19 protein-coding genes are annotated in these 19,219 nt (G+C 46.5%); all 19 read right to left on the bottom strand.

The window, feature by feature from the left end; genetic code table 11:
• Positions 1-27 precede the first annotated feature (27 nt).
• Positions 28-318, bottom strand: coding sequence for an RNA-binding S4 domain-containing protein (locus tag ACFO0S_RS12165; protein ID WP_378142366.1), 291 nt, complete (start codon positions 316-318; stop codon positions 28-30).
• The gene (gene yabN / locus ACFO0S_RS12170; RefSeq protein WP_378142367.1) at positions 315-1,784 is read right to left on the bottom strand and encodes a bifunctional methyltransferase/pyrophosphohydrolase YabN; all 1,470 of its coding nucleotides are present in this window, start codon (positions 1,782-1,784) and stop codon (positions 315-317) included. The genes ACFO0S_RS12165 and yabN overlap by 4 nt, the downstream gene beginning before the upstream one ends.
• Before the next feature lie 5 nt (positions 1,785-1,789).
• The gene (locus tag ACFO0S_RS12175; RefSeq protein ID WP_378142368.1) at positions 1,790-3,400 is read right to left on the bottom strand and encodes a putative polysaccharide biosynthesis protein; all 1,611 of its coding nucleotides are present in this window, start codon (positions 3,398-3,400) and stop codon (positions 1,790-1,792) included.
• Positions 3,401-3,491: 91 nt separating this feature from the next.
• Positions 3,492-4,028, bottom strand: coding sequence for a stage V sporulation protein T (gene spoVT, locus ACFO0S_RS12180; RefSeq protein ID WP_378142369.1), 537 nt, complete (start codon positions 4,026-4,028; stop codon positions 3,492-3,494).
• A gap of 76 nt (positions 4,029-4,104) precedes the next feature.
• Entirely contained in the window at positions 4,105-7,626 is a 3,522-nt protein-coding gene (gene mfd / locus ACFO0S_RS12185; RefSeq protein ID WP_378142370.1) for a transcription-repair coupling factor, read from the bottom strand.
• 54 nt (positions 7,627-7,680) lie between these two features.
• On the bottom strand, positions 7,681-7,905 hold the full coding sequence (locus ACFO0S_RS12190) for an anti-sigma-F factor Fin (RefSeq protein ID WP_378142371.1): 225 nt from the start codon (positions 7,903-7,905) through the stop codon (positions 7,681-7,683).
• A 45-nt stretch (positions 7,906-7,950) separates the two neighbouring features.
• Positions 7,951-8,514: an aminoacyl-tRNA hydrolase gene (pth, locus tag ACFO0S_RS12195; RefSeq protein ID WP_378142372.1), complete on the bottom strand. Its 564-nt coding sequence runs from the start codon at positions 8,512-8,514 to the stop codon at positions 7,951-7,953.
• A 93-nt stretch (positions 8,515-8,607) separates the two neighbouring features.
• Entirely contained in the window at positions 8,608-9,240 is a 633-nt protein-coding gene (locus ACFO0S_RS12200; RefSeq protein ID WP_378142373.1) for a 50S ribosomal protein L25/general stress protein Ctc, read from the bottom strand.
• 66 nt (positions 9,241-9,306) lie between these two features.
• Complete coding sequence (locus ACFO0S_RS12205) at positions 9,307-10,266, bottom strand: ribose-phosphate diphosphokinase (RefSeq protein ID WP_378142374.1); 960 nt, start codon at positions 10,264-10,266, stop codon at positions 9,307-9,309.
• A 31-nt stretch (positions 10,267-10,297) separates the two neighbouring features.
• On the bottom strand, positions 10,298-11,662 hold the full coding sequence (glmU, locus tag ACFO0S_RS12210) for a bifunctional UDP-N-acetylglucosamine diphosphorylase/glucosamine-1-phosphate N-acetyltransferase GlmU (RefSeq protein WP_378142375.1): 1,365 nt from the start codon (positions 11,660-11,662) through the stop codon (positions 10,298-10,300).
• Between the two features lie 512 nt (positions 11,663-12,174).
• Positions 12,175-12,480, bottom strand: a complete 306-nt coding sequence (gene spoVG, locus ACFO0S_RS12215) for a septation regulator SpoVG (RefSeq protein WP_378142406.1) — start codon at positions 12,478-12,480, stop codon at positions 12,175-12,177.
• Between the two features lie 184 nt (positions 12,481-12,664).
• Positions 12,665-13,042, bottom strand: coding sequence for a RidA family protein (locus ACFO0S_RS12220; RefSeq protein WP_378142376.1), 378 nt, complete (start codon positions 13,040-13,042; stop codon positions 12,665-12,667).
• Positions 13,039-13,872 (bottom strand): pur operon repressor, encoded by an 834-nt coding sequence (gene purR / locus ACFO0S_RS12225; protein WP_378142377.1) that lies wholly within the window; start codon positions 13,870-13,872, stop codon positions 13,039-13,041. Before purR ends, ACFO0S_RS12220 begins: the two co-directional genes overlap by 4 nt.
• Before the next feature lie 45 nt (positions 13,873-13,917).
• On the bottom strand, positions 13,918-14,793 hold the full coding sequence (gene ispE / locus ACFO0S_RS12230) for a 4-(cytidine 5'-diphospho)-2-C-methyl-D-erythritol kinase (RefSeq protein WP_378142378.1): 876 nt from the start codon (positions 14,791-14,793) through the stop codon (positions 13,918-13,920).
• Positions 14,794-15,184: 391 nt separating this feature from the next.
• Positions 15,185-15,448 (bottom strand): biofilm formation stimulator Veg, encoded by a 264-nt coding sequence (gene veg, locus ACFO0S_RS12235; RefSeq protein WP_378142379.1) that lies wholly within the window; start codon positions 15,446-15,448, stop codon positions 15,185-15,187.
• 93 nt (positions 15,449-15,541) lie between these two features.
• Positions 15,542-16,441 carry a 16S rRNA (adenine(1518)-N(6)/adenine(1519)-N(6))-dimethyltransferase RsmA gene (gene rsmA / locus ACFO0S_RS12240; protein ID WP_378142380.1) on the bottom strand — a complete coding sequence of 300 codons (900 nt, stop codon included), beginning with the start codon at positions 16,439-16,441 and terminating at the stop codon, positions 15,542-15,544.
• A complete protein-coding gene (gene rnmV / locus ACFO0S_RS12245) occupies positions 16,438-16,995 on the bottom strand; it encodes a ribonuclease M5 (protein WP_378142381.1) in 558 nt (185 codons plus the stop codon). The genes rsmA and rnmV overlap by 4 nt, the downstream gene beginning before the upstream one ends.
• A 74-nt stretch (positions 16,996-17,069) precedes the next feature.
• The gene (locus ACFO0S_RS12250) at positions 17,070-18,308 is read right to left on the bottom strand and encodes a ubiquitin-like domain-containing protein (protein ID WP_378142382.1); all 1,239 of its coding nucleotides are present in this window, start codon (positions 18,306-18,308) and stop codon (positions 17,070-17,072) included.
• A 137-nt stretch (positions 18,309-18,445) separates the two neighbouring features.
• Positions 18,446-19,213: a TatD family hydrolase gene (locus ACFO0S_RS12255; RefSeq protein WP_378142383.1), complete on the bottom strand. Its 768-nt coding sequence runs from the start codon at positions 19,211-19,213 to the stop codon at positions 18,446-18,448.
• Between the last annotated feature and the right edge of the window lie 6 nt (positions 19,214-19,219).

Consider the following 19,219-nt stretch of genomic DNA (forward strand, 5'->3'; position numbering starts at 1 on the left):
CAAAGAAAAACGGAGTATGCCCAGGGGCTACTCCGTATCGTCGATAAATTGTGGCTCGACTTTCGCAAGACGTTCCTCACTTAAGATAGTGAACATCATTGCCGCTTCTTCTTTTTTCGCATTTTCACGAATACTTTCCACACGTGCGGTGACGACTTTCTGACCAAAACGGATGCGCAACTCATCGCCCGCTTTCACAACACTGCTCGCTTTTGCCGTTTTCCCGTTGATCTCAATACGCCCTTGCTCCGCCACTTCTTTTGCGAGCGTCCGACGTTTGATCAGTCGTGAAACTTTTAAATATTTGTCCAGTCTCATTCTATTTCCCCTCTTTCTTTCTGTTTCGCTTCCTGCCAGAAGGCATCGAGTTCATCCAATGAATATGCAGTAAATGTTCCTTGTCCCTTCTTTACAGAAGCCTCGACATAGCGGAACCGACGTTCAAATTTCTGGTTCGCCTGCTGCATGGCGAGTTCGGGTGAAAGCTTAAGGAAGCGTGCCAAGTTGACGAGTGTGAACAACACGTCCCCGAGCTCATCCAGTTGCTCATCCGGGGTGCCTTTTGCAATCGCCTCTTTCCACTCTGCTACCTCTTCGTTAAACTTGTCCCAAGCACCTGCCACATCCGGCCAATCAAAACCCACCGTCGCCGCTTTTTTTTGATAGTTAAACGATGTTAACAGAGATGAATCGTGACGCAGTTGTCCGTCGAGCAGACTGTCGACTTTCGGCTTTTCGCTTTCTTTAATGGCTTGCCAGTTCGTCAGGACCTCCCCGGACGAGTTCACCGTCACGTCCTCGAAAACATGCGGGTGGCGACGGACCATTTTCGCGGAGATGCTTGCGAGTACGTCCTCCATCGAGAAGTAGCCTTCGTCTTCCCCGATCTGCGCATGCAGGAAGACCTGTAATAAGACGTCTCCGAGCTCTTCGATAATGGCTTCATCATCCTCGAGACGAATGGCCTCGACGAGCTCGTACACTTCTTCAATCGCGTAGCGGCGGAGCGACTCGTGCGTCTGTTCCCGGTCCCAAGGGCACCCTTCCGGACTGCGAAGAATGGCGACAATCTCACGAAACGTCTGCCACTCTTTATAGCGGTCTGCTCGTTCGTTGACCGGAGGGACATAAACCGTCGTTAAGTTCGACAGCTCCATGTCGCGGTCAAGTTCATAGAGCGGCACCGTGCGTACGTGTTCCGCTGAGGAACCAGCTGCTGTGACGATCGTTACTGGATAATCATCCGGATATTTTTCCATCAGCGTCAGCTTTACTTCCGATGCGCTAAAGGCGTCATAGACTTGTCCAATAAAAATGTGCTGGTTCATATGCACGTCATCGCGATGCAACGCCGTGCCATCTAAAAGCTGAAACCCTTCAATCGGATCCACGCGAACAGCTGCAAAAAGAGGGTCTAAGAAGCTTTGCCCACCTTTAATGGTCAGCGTGACACGCCCTTCCCGTTCCGCTTCAATCAAGTGTTGCACAGTCTGTTCCGCAACAAGCGGGTGACCCGGAACGGCGTAGACGATGGATTCCTTGTCGTCTGCCAGACGCAGGAGTGTATCTGCGATTTCTCGGTAGACCTGCTGAAAATCGTCGTGCTTCTCATACACATCATCAAAGCTTGTATAGGTGACGCCTTCATCTGCAAGTTCTGCCAGAACCGGATGGTCATCCGTACGTACATACAGTTCAGGTCTGGCTTTCAAAAATTTATAAATCCCGAGGGGGAGCTGATCCAGTTCTGCGGCTCCAAGCCCTACAATCGTTATCGTTGTCATGTGTTTCATCCTTTCTTGCGGGTTAACCAAAGCTGCAGATAGGCCAAACGACGCCCGAACGGCAACAAATACCACTCTTTTGGCTGCAGCAGTTGTAGCTTCATAAGAAGACTCAAGAATACGCCTACGCCAATCCCCACACCGATAAGCGCAATCGCCATGGCTTGTATGCGACTTGGCAATGCGTCCAAGATGACAGCATCTGCGATACGAGCAAACCCTATGACGGCCACGGCCATAGCAAGGAGCGCACCTCCAAGGTGAAGGTAAAAGGTAAGTGGCGCGAGTGCGTTCGGCCATGTGCGCTTCAGTTCAAACGTCACACCAAAGAGCGCAATGAGCATGGCCAGGTTTCCGGAAAGTGCTGCTCCTAGTATACCAAACTCGCCTACGAACCATAGATTCGCACTCAATTTCACCCCGACTCCAATAGCGAGCCAAGCCGTCGGACGCCAAATTCGCCCAGCCCCTTGAAGGATGGACATAAATAACAGCAGAAGAGAAAGCCACAGCACCTGTACGCTTCCGACCATGAGCACGGTAGAAAGGTCGCGGGTCTGGAAGAGCATCTCGTTCACGTATGGCATCGTTACCACCAAGCCAAGTGCGGCGGCACTTCCGAAAACAAGCGCGACACGGTAAGACAAACGGATAAATGGTATCGCGCCGCGCCCTGTATTCTGTTGCATTTTACTAGCAATGAGCGGCACGAGCGCAAATGCAAGAGACGTCGATACCACAATCCCCATTTGGATGAGTGGCTGCACCCGGTCATAGATTCCTTTCGTTTCTTTCGCTTCTTGGAGGGCCATGCCGTTTCCGATAAGCGTATTTAACACTGTCATCGAATCCACTAGCTGGAGCATCAGGAAAAACAAGCTGCTGATACTCGCACTGATACTGATGACAGTGAGGTCACGAATGATCGAACGCGTGGAGACAGTCGAAGTACTTTTCTGCCATACGTTTCGCTCTTTCGCTGTCAGCCAAAAGCCGAGAAGCAGAATTCCTGCTACTTCTCCAACGGTCGCTCCAAGTAACGCCATTGCTCCGGTTGCGTAGAGATCCCCAGTAAACGACAGCACAAAGTGAGCACCGACCAAGATAAAGCCAACTCGTACTGCTTGTTCCACCACTTGCGCGTAGGCGAGCGGGGACAGTCGTTCCGTCACTTGATAGATACTTTTTAAGAGCGCGAGGAACGGCATCGCTAAAATAACCACTGCCCCGATTTGAATCAAGCGTGACAAACGAGGGTCCCCCATCGCTTCAGCAAGTATCGGCGCGCTGAGCGCGAGGAGCAAAAAGAACACGATGGAAATGGTGCCTATGTAAAAAAAGCCGACCCGTTTTACTTTTTGGACACTCTCAACATCCTCACGGGCCGTGTAATCGGAAAGAAGTTTTGCTAGCGCGATAGCAAACCCGACAGACGTCCATGTCGTGATCATCCCAATCAACGGATAAATCTGCTGATAAATATAAAATCCTTCGTCACCCACCATATTTTGAAACGGTACACGGTAAACGGCACTCAACACTTTGACAAGCAGAGCTGCAATCGTCAGCATCGCCGCACCTTTCATATAACTCGACATCTTCCACTGTGTGGCCATTTCCTATACACCTGCTCCAGTTCATTTGGTCTTATTATAGCAAAGTTTGTCCATCAAAAAGACCGCACCTCAAAAGGTGCAGCCGCTTGGTTTAGCCATTCATTTGTTTTGCCAAGAAACTCGCGCCCGCTTCGAGCGCCTTCATTTCCGGGTCACCGATATAATGCACTCTAGATAAGATAAATAATCCACCGATCACATCCCCGTCCAGGACAATCGGCACCACTCCGTAAGAGCGCACTGTCTCTCGTACTCCTGGAACCCATTCCACAGACTCTTCGTGTTTTTCGATGATTTTCTTTTTCTCCGTCAGCACATCTTCCGTCAAACTGGCGATGCGGCGCTTCAGGTATTCTTTCTTTGATAAGCCTGCCACAGCGACCACTTCGTCCTGATCCGTAATCATCACAGGAGTTCCGAGTGTTTCGTATAAGGCTTCTGCGTATTCCGTTGCAAAGTTCCCTAGTTCATGAATGGGTGAATATTTCTTTAAAATAATTTCTCCGTCACGGTCCGTAAAGATCTCCAGTGGGTCGCCTTCACGAATCCGTAACGTCCGCCGAATCTCTTTCGGAATTACGACGCGTCCCAAATCATCGATGCGTCTTACAATGCCCGTCGCTTTCATTCGATGTCATCCTTCCTTCGTTTATCAACTCTGCCATAGTATGGGTCGAAAGGAAGCGGATTATGCAATCGTGCAATTACGAAGCTTGGCGAACTGCTTCTGAGGAAAGTTTCATCATTTTTTCAAGGACATCCAGTGGATCGTGCTTCACGCGCTTTAAAGCCACTTTCATCACGAACTGTCCTTGGTCAACGCCAAAATTGACTTGGCGGCCGAATTCCATCGATTTTTCATAAATGACCGCAGGGTCGAGTTGACTGGATGCCTGTGCCCCGAAACGCACGAGAATCTCATCGTTTTGTTCTTTAATGGTTTCTACTCCGCTCATGCGGCCCCATACTTTCATGCGCGCAATGCGTAGTAAATTGTCCGCCTCCACAGGAACTTCTCCAAAACGGTCCAATAGCTCTGAGTACAAGTCCTCATAGTCTTTCTCTTCATCCACGGCTTTAATCCGCTTGTACATTTGAATTTTTTGATAGCTATCCGGAATATACGACTCCGGAAGATACGCATCAAATGGCACGGAAATTTCGATTTCCTGCACCACTTCTTTTTCTTTTCCAGTTCGCTTGCGGTCCACAGCCGCTTCTAAGAGCTGCGTATACAAATCGTATCCAACTGAATCAATGAAACCGTGCTGCTGGGAACCGAGTAAGTTTCCAGCTCCTCGGATCGATAAGTCTCGCATCGCAATCTTGAATCCGGAACCGAGCTCTGTAAACTCTTTAATGGCTTGTAGACGCTTTTCAGCCACATCCGTTAACACCTTATCGCGCTGATGCATGAAATACGCATACGCAATGCGGTTCGAACGCCCGACACGTCCACGTAATTGATACAGCTGAGACAGCCCCATCTTATCCGCATCGTGTACAAACAGCGTGTTGACATTGGGAATATCAATCCCTGTCTCGATGATGGTCGTCGTGACGAGCACATCGTATTCTCCTTGCAGGAAGCTAATTAGTATCGATTCCAGTTCCGATTCCGTCATTTGACCATGTGCAAAGGCAACACGAGCAGACGGCACAAGGCTTTGGATTTCTTCGACTTTACGCGAGATGTCTTCCACACGGTTATACAAGAAAAACACTTGCCCTCCGCGTGCCATTTCACGCTCAATCGCTTCCCGGACAAGGGCCCCGTTATATTCCACGACATACGTCTGAATCGGGAAACGGTTCTTTGGCGGTGTTTCAATGACTGATAAGTCACGCACACCGATCATCGACATATGCAGTGTCCGTGGAATCGGCGTTGCCGTCAACGTGATAACATCGACGGATGTCTTCAGCTGCTTGACCTTTTCTTTATGCTTCACACCAAAACGTTGCTCTTCATCGACAATCAGCAGGCCTAGGTCATGGAACTGTACGTCTTTCGATAGCACGCGGTGCGTGCCTACAACCACATCCACCGTCCCTTTTTTCAGACCGTTTATCGTCTCTGTCTGTTGCTTTTTCGTCCGGAAGCGGCTGAGTAAGCCCACTTCGATCGGAAAGTCTGCGAAGCGTTCGAGAAGGGTATCAAAATGTTGCTGCGCCAAAATCGTGGTCGGACAAAGGAACGCCACTTGTTTGCCGTCCATAACGGCTTTAAATGCAGCACGAATTGCGACTTCAGTCTTGCCATAACCTACATCTCCACATACTAAGCGGTCCATCGGACGTGCCTTTTCCATATCGCGCTTGATCTCTTCAATCGTCCGCAACTGGTCTTCGGTCTCTTCGTAAGGGAAAGCTGCTTCAAAGGCCTGTTGAAGATCGCTATCTGGCTCAAACGCATAGCCAATTTCCGCTTCACGCTTGGCATACAGCTTGATCAGCTCGTCCGCAATGTCTTCCACAGCATTTGATACTTTGGTCTTCGTCTTTTTCCACTCAGTTCCACCGAGCTTATGCACTTTCGGTTCTTTCTCTCCGGAAGCGACGTATTTTTGAATCAAATCAATTTGATCGACCGGCACAAACAATTTGTCATCACCTTTGTAACGGATGTGCAAATAGTCTTTATGCGTGCCGTTCATCTCGAGCGTTTCAATCCCAATGTACTTCCCAATCCCGTGATGAATATGAACAATCCAGTCACCGGCTTTAATATCGGAGTAACTCTTGATGCGTTCCGCATTTGATAACTTCTGACGATTCGCTCGCTTTTTTGGACGAGATTTGAAGAGTTCGGCATCCGTCACTACCGCGAGACGTTGGAGCGGCAATTCAAATCCAGCCTCCAAATCGCCATCTAGTAAATAGACACCAGATTCTGTGACTTTCGCTTCTGCATGGATGATCTGTGAAGACATCTCATAATCTTCGAGAACGTCTTGAATCTTCTTCAGACGCTCGTTCCCATCCGCTAAAATAAACACACGGAACTCGCCTTGCTTCCAGCGTTCCATCTCTCCTGCTAATAGATGCATTTGTCCATGAAATTCCTGCATCGGTTTACAGGAGAAGCTGAGCGTCGATTTGATCGGAATTCCACCAAAGGTACGCGAGAAGAGCGAAAAATAAATACGCTTCTGCTCCATCGACTGCATGACCGCTTTTAAAGACGTTTTCGGTTTGGCCCGGTGAACAATCATGCCTTCTTCGAGAAGCGCCAAAAACCAGTCCGTTTCTTCCCGCTCTAATGTCTCTGCTGTCTCTTGAATACGTCCGAGTTCATCAAAAATGACCAGACCTTCTGAGTCAAAGTAGTCGAGCAGCTCCGACGTAAATCCTTGCATCAGGGGCAAGTACTTCGTAATTCCGTCCGGAAGCAAGCCGTCATGAAGCAGCTGGATATCCCGTGAAATACTGTCCATGAAGAGCTGTTTCACTTCTGGTTTACGTACTTTTTTCATCGAATCTTCAAGCGCATCTTCCAAACGTTCTCGTAAAATTAAGCGCTTTTCAGTCGACCACAAATAATCCGAGGCCGGAAGGATACGGATTTCTTTTAAGCGACCCATAGAACGCTGGGTTTCTGCTGAAAACGTGCGAATGGTATCGACTTCAGTATCAAAAAATTCGATACGAATCGGGTTTTCTTCCTGAAGCGGATAAATATCCATGATGCCCCCGCGAACGGCAAACTCTCCAGGAGAAGACACCATATCATGTCTTGTATAGCCAAGATCCACTAAAGCCTGAACAAGTTCGGATGTTTCCCGTTCAGTTCCTTCTTCAATCGTAAATGCGAGCTCTTGCCACTCCTCTACAGGTGCCAGCTTTTTACGAAAAGCTGCTGCCGGAATGACATAGATTCCTCTTTCGCCTCTTGCCATTTTATCAAGCGTCTCAATGCGTTCTGCACGCAGTTCCGGACTCGCAACAGCAAGGTCTGCAGAAATCAATTCGTCTGCCGGATAGAGATGCACATGACCCTCTCCGACAACACGCGCATAGTCATCTTTCACTTTTTGGGCATGCAAAAGGTTCGGGGCTACAATAAGCACCGATTGACCCGTTTCTTTATATAATTGCTGACCTACGAGTGTGCGTGCACTGCCCGTCAGGCCTGTCACAAGCTGATGATCCACGCCCGACTTCAGACTGGCAACCCAGTCCCGGACTTTTTTCTCCTCTTGTAACAATTCGAGTAAAGCTTGCATAGCGGTAGCCTCCATCAGAAACAGAAAAAGGCTTTGGAGCTGATTCCAAAGCACTCACTGTATCCACTTGTTTAATGTAAAGTAGAGCGGGTTTTGTTCCATTGCTTGACGACAGGGTAAGCAGACCCCATCCACCACCCATGCTCCAGGTAGTTCTTCCATAAGTTCTGGTTGCCAACTCGAACCTGACTGATTCACTTGTGCCAGCACATCTGTAAACGCTTCATAAGGAATCGCCGCGGTCTCTTGCCGGCAATGTTTACAACGACTTCGAATCAAACGACCTCACCACCTTTACCTCAGTATAGGCAGGCGTCCTTCGATTTATGCGCCGTTAAATTCATTCATGACTTCTAAAAACGGTTTTTCTAGGAACCTGTGACACGCTTTAGCACTCTGATCAATCGCTTGCTGAATATCCGGATGTTCCTCGTCTCGGAAATTTGCTAAGACATAGTCCGGAACTTTCATGCCCGCTGGTGGACGATTGATTCCGATTCGGATGCGATTAAAGTTCTGTGAACCCAGATGTTGAATAAGCGATTTGATGCCGTTATGGCCTCCTGCGCTGCCTCGCTGACGAAGGCGTAGCTTCCCCGTTCCTAAGTCCAGATCATCATAAATGACGACGATGTCTTCTTGATCGACATCAAAATAGTTCATGAGAGGTGCCACCGCTTCCCCCGATAAATTCATATACGTGTAAGGTTTGACGAGAAGCACTTTTCCTTTTGGGGTATGGGCAATCGCATACAATGCGTGAAACTTCGTTTGATTCAGTTCGACACCGTATTGTTTCGAGAGTTCATCAATCACCATAAAACCAACATTGTGACGTGTCTGTTCATATTTTTTACCTGGGTTCCCCAGGCCAATGATCATTTTCATAGCTGTACCTCTTCATTTCCATACGTAATGCTCTTAGTGTACTAAAAAAGAAGAGGAACTGCCATTCCTGACAATTCCTCCCCTGTACAATTGTTATTCAGCTTTTTCTTCTTCAGGTGCTTCTTCCGTTGCTTCAACATCCGTTGCATCTGTTTCTTCTGCATCTAACTCTTCCAACTCTTCATCCGAGCGTGGTGCAGCAACAGAGAATAAGGTGTGATCATCTTCCTCTAATACAGTAAAGTCGATTTTTTCACGAACTTCCCCAAGCGTTAATGTATCGCCGATGTTGAGTTCGCTCACATCTACTTCAATATGATCCGGAATATCGGATGGTTTTACCTTCACCGTTACTTCACGGTTTACTTGCGTTAACGACCCGCCTTCTTTCACACCGACAGCGTCGCCCGTTGCCGTAACTGTAACAGATACTTCTAACTCTTCTGTCATGTTGATGGCTAAGAAGTCTGCATGGACAAGATGTCCTTTGATTGGATCTTGTTGGTAATCCGTTAAAACAGCGTTGATTGTTTTTCCATCGACATCTAATTTCATAACTCCGTTACGTCCTACTTCACGTAACGTTTTGATTAATTCAATTTCTTCCACAGCAATTGCCGTGCTTTCTGTTTTATATCCATAGACTACGGCTGGTACGAAACCTTTCGCACGTAATGATGTATTGCCTTTTTTTGATTCGCGTGATTGTGTTGCTACCTTTGTCATAGTCATTCACTCTCCTAGTTATACTAGTTAAATGTTTACCCCGTGACACAAGTATTTAAACATTCATCAATCAAATAATGTACTTACTGATTTCTCTTCGTAGACACGTACAATTGCATCTGCAAGCAATTTGGCAATAGAAAGTTCCACAATTTTAGAAGATTTATGTTCAACGTCCAGTTTGATGGAGTCTGTTACAACCAATTCTTTAATTACAGAATTTTCGATACGTTCCATCGCTGGACCAGAAAGTACTGGGTGAGAACAGCATGCATAGATATCTTTTGCGCCATTTTCTTTCAGCGCCGCAGCGGCAATTGAAATCGTTCCTGCTGTATCGATGATATCATCGATCAAGATCGCTGTTTTGCCTTCTACGTTCCCGACAATATTCATAACTTCTGCCACATTTGGACGTGGGCGTCGTTTATCGATGATCGCAATCGTCGCTTTTAGACGATCGGCCATCTTACGTGCACGTGTTACGCCACCATGGTCTGGTGAAACGATAACGATTTCAGAAGGATCAAAGTTTTTCTCTAAGAAGTAATCCGATAATAATGGGACAGCCACAAGGTGGTCGATTGGAATATCGAAGAACCCTTGAATCTGTGGTGCGTGCAGGTCAAGCGTAATGGCACGAGTTGCACCTGCTGATGTTAACAAGTTCGCAACAAGCTTCGCCGTGATCGGCTCACGTGAACGTGCTTTGCGGTCTTGACGTGCATACCCGTAATACGGAATCACGACGTTGATTGTACGTGCAGACGCACGCTTCAATGCATCTAACATAATAAGCAGTTCCATTAAGTTTTCATTCACTGGTGATGATGTCGACTGAATGACGAATACATCACTTCCGCGAATACTCTCTTCAATATTAATTTGCACTTCTCCATCACTGAAGCGTGTAACCGTTAATTTTCCAAGGGGAACTCCTACTTCTTTCGCGATACTTTCAGCGAGTTCCGGATTCGAATTTAGTGAGAAAATCTTTAACTTTGAACCTGCGTATTGATAGGGCATGGTAATCCTCCTGAGTGTGGTAGATTGGGTTTTATTTAATACGTTTAGCGTAACCTTCTTTATTTTCCTGCTTTACACGACCAATAGCCAGTGAATCTTCTGTTACATTTTTCGTCACAGTTGTTCCAGCAGCAACATAGGCACCTTTTCCAACAGTGACAGGAGCAACAAGGTTCGAGTTACAACCAATAAATGCGTTGTCTTCAATCGTCGTCTTGAACTTGTTTTTGCCATCGTAATTGACGGAAATGGTACCGCAACCGATATTGACATTCTTGCCAATTTCCGCGTCTCCCATATACGTCAAGTGGGAAAGCTTCGAACCTTCATCAATGGTCGCTTTCTTCACTTCCACGAAGTTGCCGATCTTCACATGATTGCCAAGATCTGAACCCGGACGAATATGCGCGAACGGACCTACCGTTACATGGTCTGCTATTTTACTGTCCATGACAACAGAAGAATGAACCGTTGTCTCATTGCCAACCTGTGCATTTTTCAAATGCGTATTCGGGCCAATCGTGCTCTTCTCTCCAATGACGGTGTTGCCTTCAAGCATAGTACCCGGAAGCAATACCGTATCCGAACCAATGACAACATTCGCTCCAATATAAGTAGAGGCTGGATCAATGATGGTCACACCTTCACGCATGTGATGAAGTGCTAAACGATTTCGCATATAGCTTTCTGCTTGATAAAGTGCCACGCGATCATTCACACCAAGAAGCTCGTCTGCATCTGCTGCTGCGAATGCAGCAATTGCTTCACCTTGATCTTTCAAGATGCTGATGACATCCGTTAAGTAGTATTCCCCTTGCGAATTATTATTGTCGACTTTTTTCAGCGCCTCAAACAGGGCTTTGTTGTCAAAACAGTATGTGCCAGAATTGATTTCCTGCACCTTTTGTTGTTCTGGTGTTGCATCTTTTTGCTCGACGATACCTGTCACCAGGTCATCACTGCCGCGTAAAATACGGCCATACCCAGTTGGATCCTCCACAATCGCTGTCAGGATGGTTGCTTTCGCTCCTGCTTCTTTGTGCGTCTGCATCAGTTGTTCGATGGTCTCAGGTGTGATGAGCGGTGTATCGCCACAGATGACGATGGTCGTTCCGGCGCGACCTTCGAGTGCACGTTCCGCTTGCTGCACAGCATGAGCTGTCCCAAGTTGCTCTTCTTGCACGACATATGTGGAACGGTCGCCAAGTGTATCTTGTACCATTTCAGCGCCGTGGCCAACCACTGTAACGATTTCTTTTGCGCCAAGCTTTTCCATGTTGCCGACCACGTGATCGACCATAGGTTTGCCACACACAGGGTGTAGCACTTTATATAAAGATGATTTCATTCGTGTTCCTTTACCAGCCGCTAATACGACTGCAAATAAATTATCCATTCGTCATCCTCCATGTCCATTTCTCTTTTGACTATAGCCCATAAAATTGCATTTTTCAACAATTTCTCTATTGACAAAATTGCAAGAAAACATTATGTTAGTACGTTTCGATTTTAAGGGAGGAAGTGGGGAAGGTCTTTCTAGGAAGGGCTTGGGTAGATAGGAGGTTTAGATGTAGAGGTGAATTACACGGGGATTAGTTTCCATAATATGAGTTTGTCACGACAAATCGATTCTCTGGTAGATGAAATTGTGGTTTTGTTACAACAAACCAATGTTTTGTCACGAGAAACTCAATGGCTGTAAGGTGAACGCTCGCTCAGGTTGAGAGCGAGTGGTTTCTGAACGAGCCTGCTCCACATCTAAATGGTATCGAGTTCCACGGCCTAGAAACACACTCAAAAATCGGTCGCACCCATAGAGGCAAAGAGCGCCTCTTTGGGCACGCCCAATTTTATCGGAGTTTCTGGAGCAGGCCGTTCCACATCTAGAGACATAAAAAAACAAAGCTATTAGGAATAGCTTTGTTCGGCTGCTAACGGCGCGAGGTCCGCTTGAGGCTGTACGTCTGCTTGATGATAGGCTGTGAGTACGGCATCTTGCACTTTGTTGCGTGTAGTCGCATTGATTGGATGCGCAATGTCACGGAACTCGCCATCTGGCGTCCGTTTGCTTGGCATCGCGACGAATAAGCCTGCATTGCCGTCAATCACACGCAAATCATGAACAACAAATTCATGATCCAATGTAATCGATGCGATCGCTCGCATTCTGCCCTCTGTCTCTACTTTTCGTAACCGAACGTCCGTCACTTCCACGGTTGTCACCACTCCTCATTCTAAGTTGTACTTGTCGTGCTTTTATAAATTTCTATAAAAGTGTAACAATTCCTTTAAGTTTATTAAAAAAATTTGCAATAGTCTAACTTATTTTAGAAAAGCTCTTAAATATACAAAAAAACCGTCGTCTCATAAAGAGATGACGGTTCACTAAATCTCTATGCTATTCTGCGACAACAGCAATGACTTCAATTTCTACTTTTACATCTTTCGGTAGGCGTGCCACTTCCACCGAGGAACGCGCAGGTTTATGACCTCCGAAATGTTTTTCATACGCTTCGTTAAATTCCACGAAATCATTCATGTCTTTTAAGAAGACCAGCGTCTTCACGACGTGCTGAAGAGAAGAGCCTGCTTCTTCTAGAACCGCTTCTAAGTTTTTGAAAACTTGAGCGGTCTGCTCGACAATCGACCCGTCAACGAGTTCTCCGTCCGCTGTTAATGGAATTTGACCTGAGCTATAGAACATGCCATTCACGACCATCCCTTGTACGTAAGGTCCGATGGCTGCTGGCGCTTTAGTAGTTGCGACGACTTTCATGTTTCGTTTCCACCCTTCTCAAAGTAGTTGCCATTTTCTAAGACGATGGTGCCTTGGCGCTCATCGACTTCTTTTAATTTTAATAGAGAGACGTACTCTTCGACAAGTACTTCAGCGGTGTGCTCCGCCTCAATCAGTACGGCTACGCCGGCAAGAATCCCATCGAATTCCGCTAGCAGGCTCTTCATTCCGTTCATCGTGCCCCCGACTTTCATAAAGTCGTCCGTTAGCAACACACGCTTTCCTTTTTCCATGCTGCGTTTTGATAGCACCATGGTTTGAATACGGCGTGCAGAACCTGATACATAGTTAATACTCACGGTCGGTCCTTCAGTCACTTTGCTGTCGCGTCGTACAACAATCACCGGAACATTCAAATGACGGGCAATGGCGTGTGAAATCGGAATACCTTTTGTTGCTACCGTCATGATGGCATCAATCTTCTGATCCGCATAGACAGATGCGAATACCTTGCCGATACGGTTCATCAGTTCCGGGTCTCCAAGTAGGTCCGTCATATACAAATAACCGCCAGGTAACAGTCGGTCTGACTGAGACATGCGTTGCTTCAATTCTTCTGCAATCTCATGAATCTCTGCGGTCCCTAATTTAGGTATGTATTTCACACCGCCTGCTGCGCCCGGAACTGTTAATAGATAACCTTTGCCGCGTGCTTCGAGCGTTTCACTGACAATCGTCAGGTCTTCGCTAATCGAAGACTTTGCCGAATCGTAGAGAGATGCGAAATACGTTAAGGGAATAAGACGATGGGGACGTTCAAGTAAGTGCTGGGTCATGTCCACCAACCGTTCACTGCGTTTCCACTTCACGTGATTTCCTCCAATTCCGAATAATTTACAGTAAACGTACCATAATTATACGCCTTTAGGCAACTCTTCCCGGTCTCCAAGCAAGCGAACACAATATACTTCGTCACAGAACCCTCGCAATCCGTTCACGATACGCTGTGCACGAGATTCCTGTTGAACGATGCCAAACACCGTAGGGCCACTACCGGACATCAACACCCCTTCCGCTCCAAAGCGCTTCATCTGCTCTTTCAACTCGCGCACTTCAGGGTAAAGATTTAATGTGACATCTTCTAAAGTATTGCCTAGGTTCTCAATCATTAGTGAAAAATCTTTTTCTTTCACCGCACGAATCATCGCTTGCGTATCCGGATGATAGGCCGTTTCAAGATTTAACTGTCCGTAAATCTCAGCAGTCGAGACACCGATGATCGGTTTCGCCAGGATTACCCAGCATGCGGCCGGCGAGGACAAATGTTCAATCTTCTCTCCGCGTCCTGTCGCAAGAGCGGTCCCACCGTAAACACAAAACGGAACGTCGGACCCAATGTGTGCCCCGAGCTCTGCAAGCTCATCTAGGCTCAAGTTAAGGTTCCAGATATGATTCAGTCCTCGTAACGTCGCTGCTGCATCAGAGCTGCCTCCTGCAAGTCCTGCAGCCACAGGAATATGTTTCTCAATCGTGATAGAAACGCCTTCAGAGACATTATAGGTCTCCTTTAATAAAGCTGCTGCCTGATAGGCAAGGTTTTTCGCATCATTTGGAATGAAGCGATCGACAGATACAATCTCAATACGTCCGTCCTGACGCGCCTCCAATCCAATGCGGTCTGCCAAATCGACCGTGGTCATGATCATTTCTACCTCATGGTAGCCATCGTCTCGTTTATAAAGTGTATCAAGTGTTAAATTAATCTTGGCAGGTGCCTTTACATAATACATACCGATTAATCCTTTCGCTGCAGCCTATGCTGCGAAGTAATGTGTTCTTAGTTTAACACAAAAAACACTGGTACCTAGAGCTTGTCTAGTTGCCAAGGCTAGAAACACACTCTAAAATCATTCGCCCCCATAGAGGCACAGAACGCCTCTTTGGGTCCGCCTAATTTTTTCGGCGTTTCTGGATCAGCCTTTTCCACTTTTCTTGTCTAGTTGCCAAGGCTAGAAACACACTCTAAAATCATTCGCCCCCATAGAGGCACAGAACGCCTCTTTGGGTCCGCCTAATTTTTTCGGCGTTTCTGGATCAGCCTTTTCCACTTTTAATACAAAAAAGCACCTCTCTCCTGAAGGAAAGAGGTACTCTTATGTATGAATCATAAATGAAAACAAATTACTTAACGGCTACCAAGTTGTTGGCATCGTCGTAAATAGAGATTTCTACAGCCTCAGTCAAGACGTCTGCGTAGCTATATGATACGCGCTCAAATGAGTTTTCTTCTTGATCTAAATCAATCACAAATACAGCGTGGTACGTTTCGCGCAAGATTCCTGCACGTTCAACCGTTTTCTTACGTCCGCCATTGGCACGAAGCTGCAAGCGTTTGCCTAAATGGCAATCTAACGATTTCTTAATATCCGCTAATGTTTTTGGCATTCTGCATACACCTCACTAGTATTTAGTGTAACACAATGTCATTAAATTGTCAAAAAATATTATTTTAACAATCACACTTCCGAGTGTCAACGATTATTTATTTTCATTTTTCCACAGCGGATAAAAAAATTCATACAAAGCATCGGCAAGTACGCCAAACTCTTGAATGGATAGGGTTTCTCCGCGTCTAGACGGTTCTATCCCAGCATCTTCTAAAGCTTTCAGAATTTCTTCTTTATGGGCTTTACCGTCAGGAAGAGAGGTTTGCAGATTGTTCAAAATCGTCTTACGGCGTTGAACAAATGACCCTCGACTCACAAGAAATAGGAAGTCTTCATCTTTTACTTGCACGGCTGGTTTGCTACGGCGTGTCAGTTTAATGACTGCAGAGTCGACGTTCGGAGGTGGCATGAAGACCGTCTTTGGTACCGTCATTGCGACTTCAGCATCCATATAGTACTGGATCGCAATTGATAAGGATCCGTACTCTTTCGTACCTGGCTTTGCTGTAATACGGTCCGCCACTTCTTTTTGCATCATGACAACCATGCCTCGAATCGGGAGACGGTCATGCAGAAGCTTGAGAAGAATTGGTGTCGTCACATAGTACGGTAAATTTGCAACGACCATGACATCTTTGTACTCACTTAACTCTTCACTGAAAATCGTTTCGGTATCCGCCTCGAGAATGTCTTTATGAACAATCCTCACGTTATCATATGGTGAGAGCGTATCTTCTAGAACTGGCAAAAGACGCTGGTCGATTTCAAATGACACCACTTTGCCTGCCGCACGCGCTAAATGTTCTGTGAGCGCACCGATTCCTGGTCCGATTTCAACCGCTGCCGATTCTTTTGTAAGGTCCGCATGGGAAACGATATTACGAAGGATGTTTGGATCGATCAAAAAGTTTTGGCCAAGACTTTTCTTAAATGAAAAGCCATATTTCTTTAAAATTTCCTGTGTACGTACAGGGGTTGCGATATCTTTCATCTAGTTTCCTCCTGCTCCAGTGCCTGAAGGGCATGCTGCCATTCTTCTTCGGTCACGCGGAATGCATCTAGTCGTTTCAGTAATTGTTTGCCATTGGTATAGCCAATCTGTAGGATGTCGCCTAAACGTTCCCGTCTCGCAGCAGCATCCGGATGCCCAAGCAGTTTCGCATTGAGCAGATGTTGGTTTGTAAAACGGTTTGCCGGGCGTTCCTCTGGTGTATAGACGTGACGCAGGGCTTGTTGAATCGCTTCATTGGTTGCGTGTTCAATCCCTACCCCACTGCCGTTTTTCGCGATGGCTTCTTTTTTAGGAAGGAATGCATGTTTGACATCGGGAATAGCTTGTTCAATGAGCGCTCGAATGCGTCGACCCGGATAATCTGGATCGGTAAAGACGATCACCCCACGGGTCTCGTGTGCGCGCTTAATCACTCGGAGCGTCTCTTTCGATAACGCTGAGCCATTGGTTTCGATCGTATCCGCCTGAACCGCTCGCTTGATAGCGACCGTGTCATCTTTTCCTTCGACGACAATGATTTCCCGTATGTTCACCACGTTTCCTCCTTTTCTTCCATTGTACGCAGAAAAGCTCTCCCTGTCATCGCAAGGAAGAGCTGGTCTGGTAATTAATTTATAACTTTCACGCGAACTTGTTTTCGTCCAAAAGCAAGGGCTTGGTCTTTGGTTGGGATAAAAATATCGATCTTATTCCCTTTAATGGCGCCACCTGTGTCTCCCGCAATGGCATACCCATACCCCTCTACCCATACTTTTGAGCCGAGTGGGATCACCCGTGGGTCTACAGCGATTACTTTTAGATTTGGATTAGATCTTAAATCGATACCGGTAGCTGTAATGCCTGAGCACCCCGTACAATATGCGGTGTAGGCAGTTGCCGTCACATAGAATTCACGACCAGCTGGCTCTTGAGCAGAACTACGTGAAACAGGTTGCGATGAAGACTTGGCAGCTGTCTGTGTAGCGGCCGCTACGACCACCTTCGTTCCTTCGTGAACCACTTTGCTCAGTGGCTCTTGTTTCACTTGCTCTTCCACAACTTGACGATCGATGATTTTGCCGTTTTCTTTAGTAATTTCTACTGTCTTGGCAAGCTTACCAGGTTTACCTGCACGCACCACTTTATTTTGGCCTTTCAGTAGCGAATCGTCTTTTCGTGTATGAGTTTTAAACGCTATGTCTTCTTCCACTACATCGGTGACTTTTTCTACACGAGTAATCTGGATAGAGGTATCAGGTGTCACCACCTTTTCCATATCGACATTGACTCGGTCGAGGGTATTGAGCTGAATGCTGTTTTGTTTTAAAAAGTCAGCGACCGTAGTCGAAGTGGACCAAACGATTTTTTCCTGCGTCCCATCAATCAGTTTGACCTGATAGGCTTTTGCAATTGAAATTTCATTTTCTTGTCCGACCTCCGCGTCTGCGGCAGGTGCAATTTGGTCATACTCAGTTACTTCAACGCCTGCTTCGGCTAATATATCTTTTACACGATCCGTTGTTGTATCAATGGTTTGTTTTTCGCCATCGACCAAGATCGTAATGGTTTGTGCCTGTTCCCACTCCACTGCTAAATCTTGTGCAATTGAAGTGTTCAATGAGGGATATACATGATCGGCTTCTGCTACCTCGATTTGTTGTTCCTCGAGAAGTTCGCCTACTGTATCTGCATGTGTTGTTACTTCTTGTTGTTGTCCGTTCACAGTCAAAGCGACTGTTTTTTTCGTCCCTTCAAATAAAATGAAAGAAACGACTGCAAAAAATACGAGTAGAGTGACAATCGTCATCCACGTATTCTTGCTCCTCAATGAGTTAGAGAACAGGTTTTTCATGGGATTATTTGACATGAAAAACGCCTCCTTATTCACTCGGATGATTATACTTAGAGTTCAAGATAAAAGTCAAGCTATAAAGTCTGACCTCTTTGTCTAATTTGTGACATCCGGTAGTTACAATCAGTATGGAGGCGTTGTTTACTTTTTAATCAAATCCCAAAAAACTTTTCTGCATTTTCTGTCGTGACCTCTGCTACTTCTTCTACCGAAAGTTCCTTCAAGCGTGCAATTTCCTCTGCCACAAGAGGTACATAGGAAGGCTCATTTCGCTTTCCTCGGAACGGGTGTGGTGCCAAATACGGCGCGTCTGTTTCAATGAGTAAATGCTCAAGCGGAATTTCTTTCGCGACTTCCTTCGGCGTCTTCGCATTCTTGAACGTGACAGGCCCCCCTAGAGAAATCATAAAGTTCATATCGATGGCACGACGCGCCGTCTCGACACTGCCTCCGAAACAATGCATAATGCCCCCTGTCAGGTGCGCCTCCTCTTCTTCTAGAATACGGATCACGTCCCCTGTCGCGTCTCGGTTGTGAATGATAAGAGGCAAGTTGACACGCTGAGCAAGCCGAATCTGCTTCCGGAAAACCTCTTGCTGAATGTGCTTCGGCGATTTGTCCCAATAATAGTCGAGACCCGTTTCCCCAATGCCTACCACTTTGTCATGCTTCGCAAGTTCTTCAATCCACGTTAAATCCTCTTCTGTACAATCCACTGCATCAACCGGATGCCAGCCGACGACTGCATAAATATCCGGATCCGCTTCTGCAATCGCAATGGCTCGCTTGATAGTTTTTGTATCAAATCCGATAACAACCATCTTCTGGACACCTTTCTCACGTGCTCTTGAAATCACTTCTGCTAAGTCTTCATCATATTGATCTGCATTTAAATGCACATGGGTATCGATAAAGTTCATTCCATT

This window comes from Chryseomicrobium palamuruense, assembly GCF_042649045.1.
Lineage (GTDB): Bacteria > Bacillota > Bacilli > Bacillales_A > Planococcaceae > Chryseomicrobium > Chryseomicrobium palamuruense.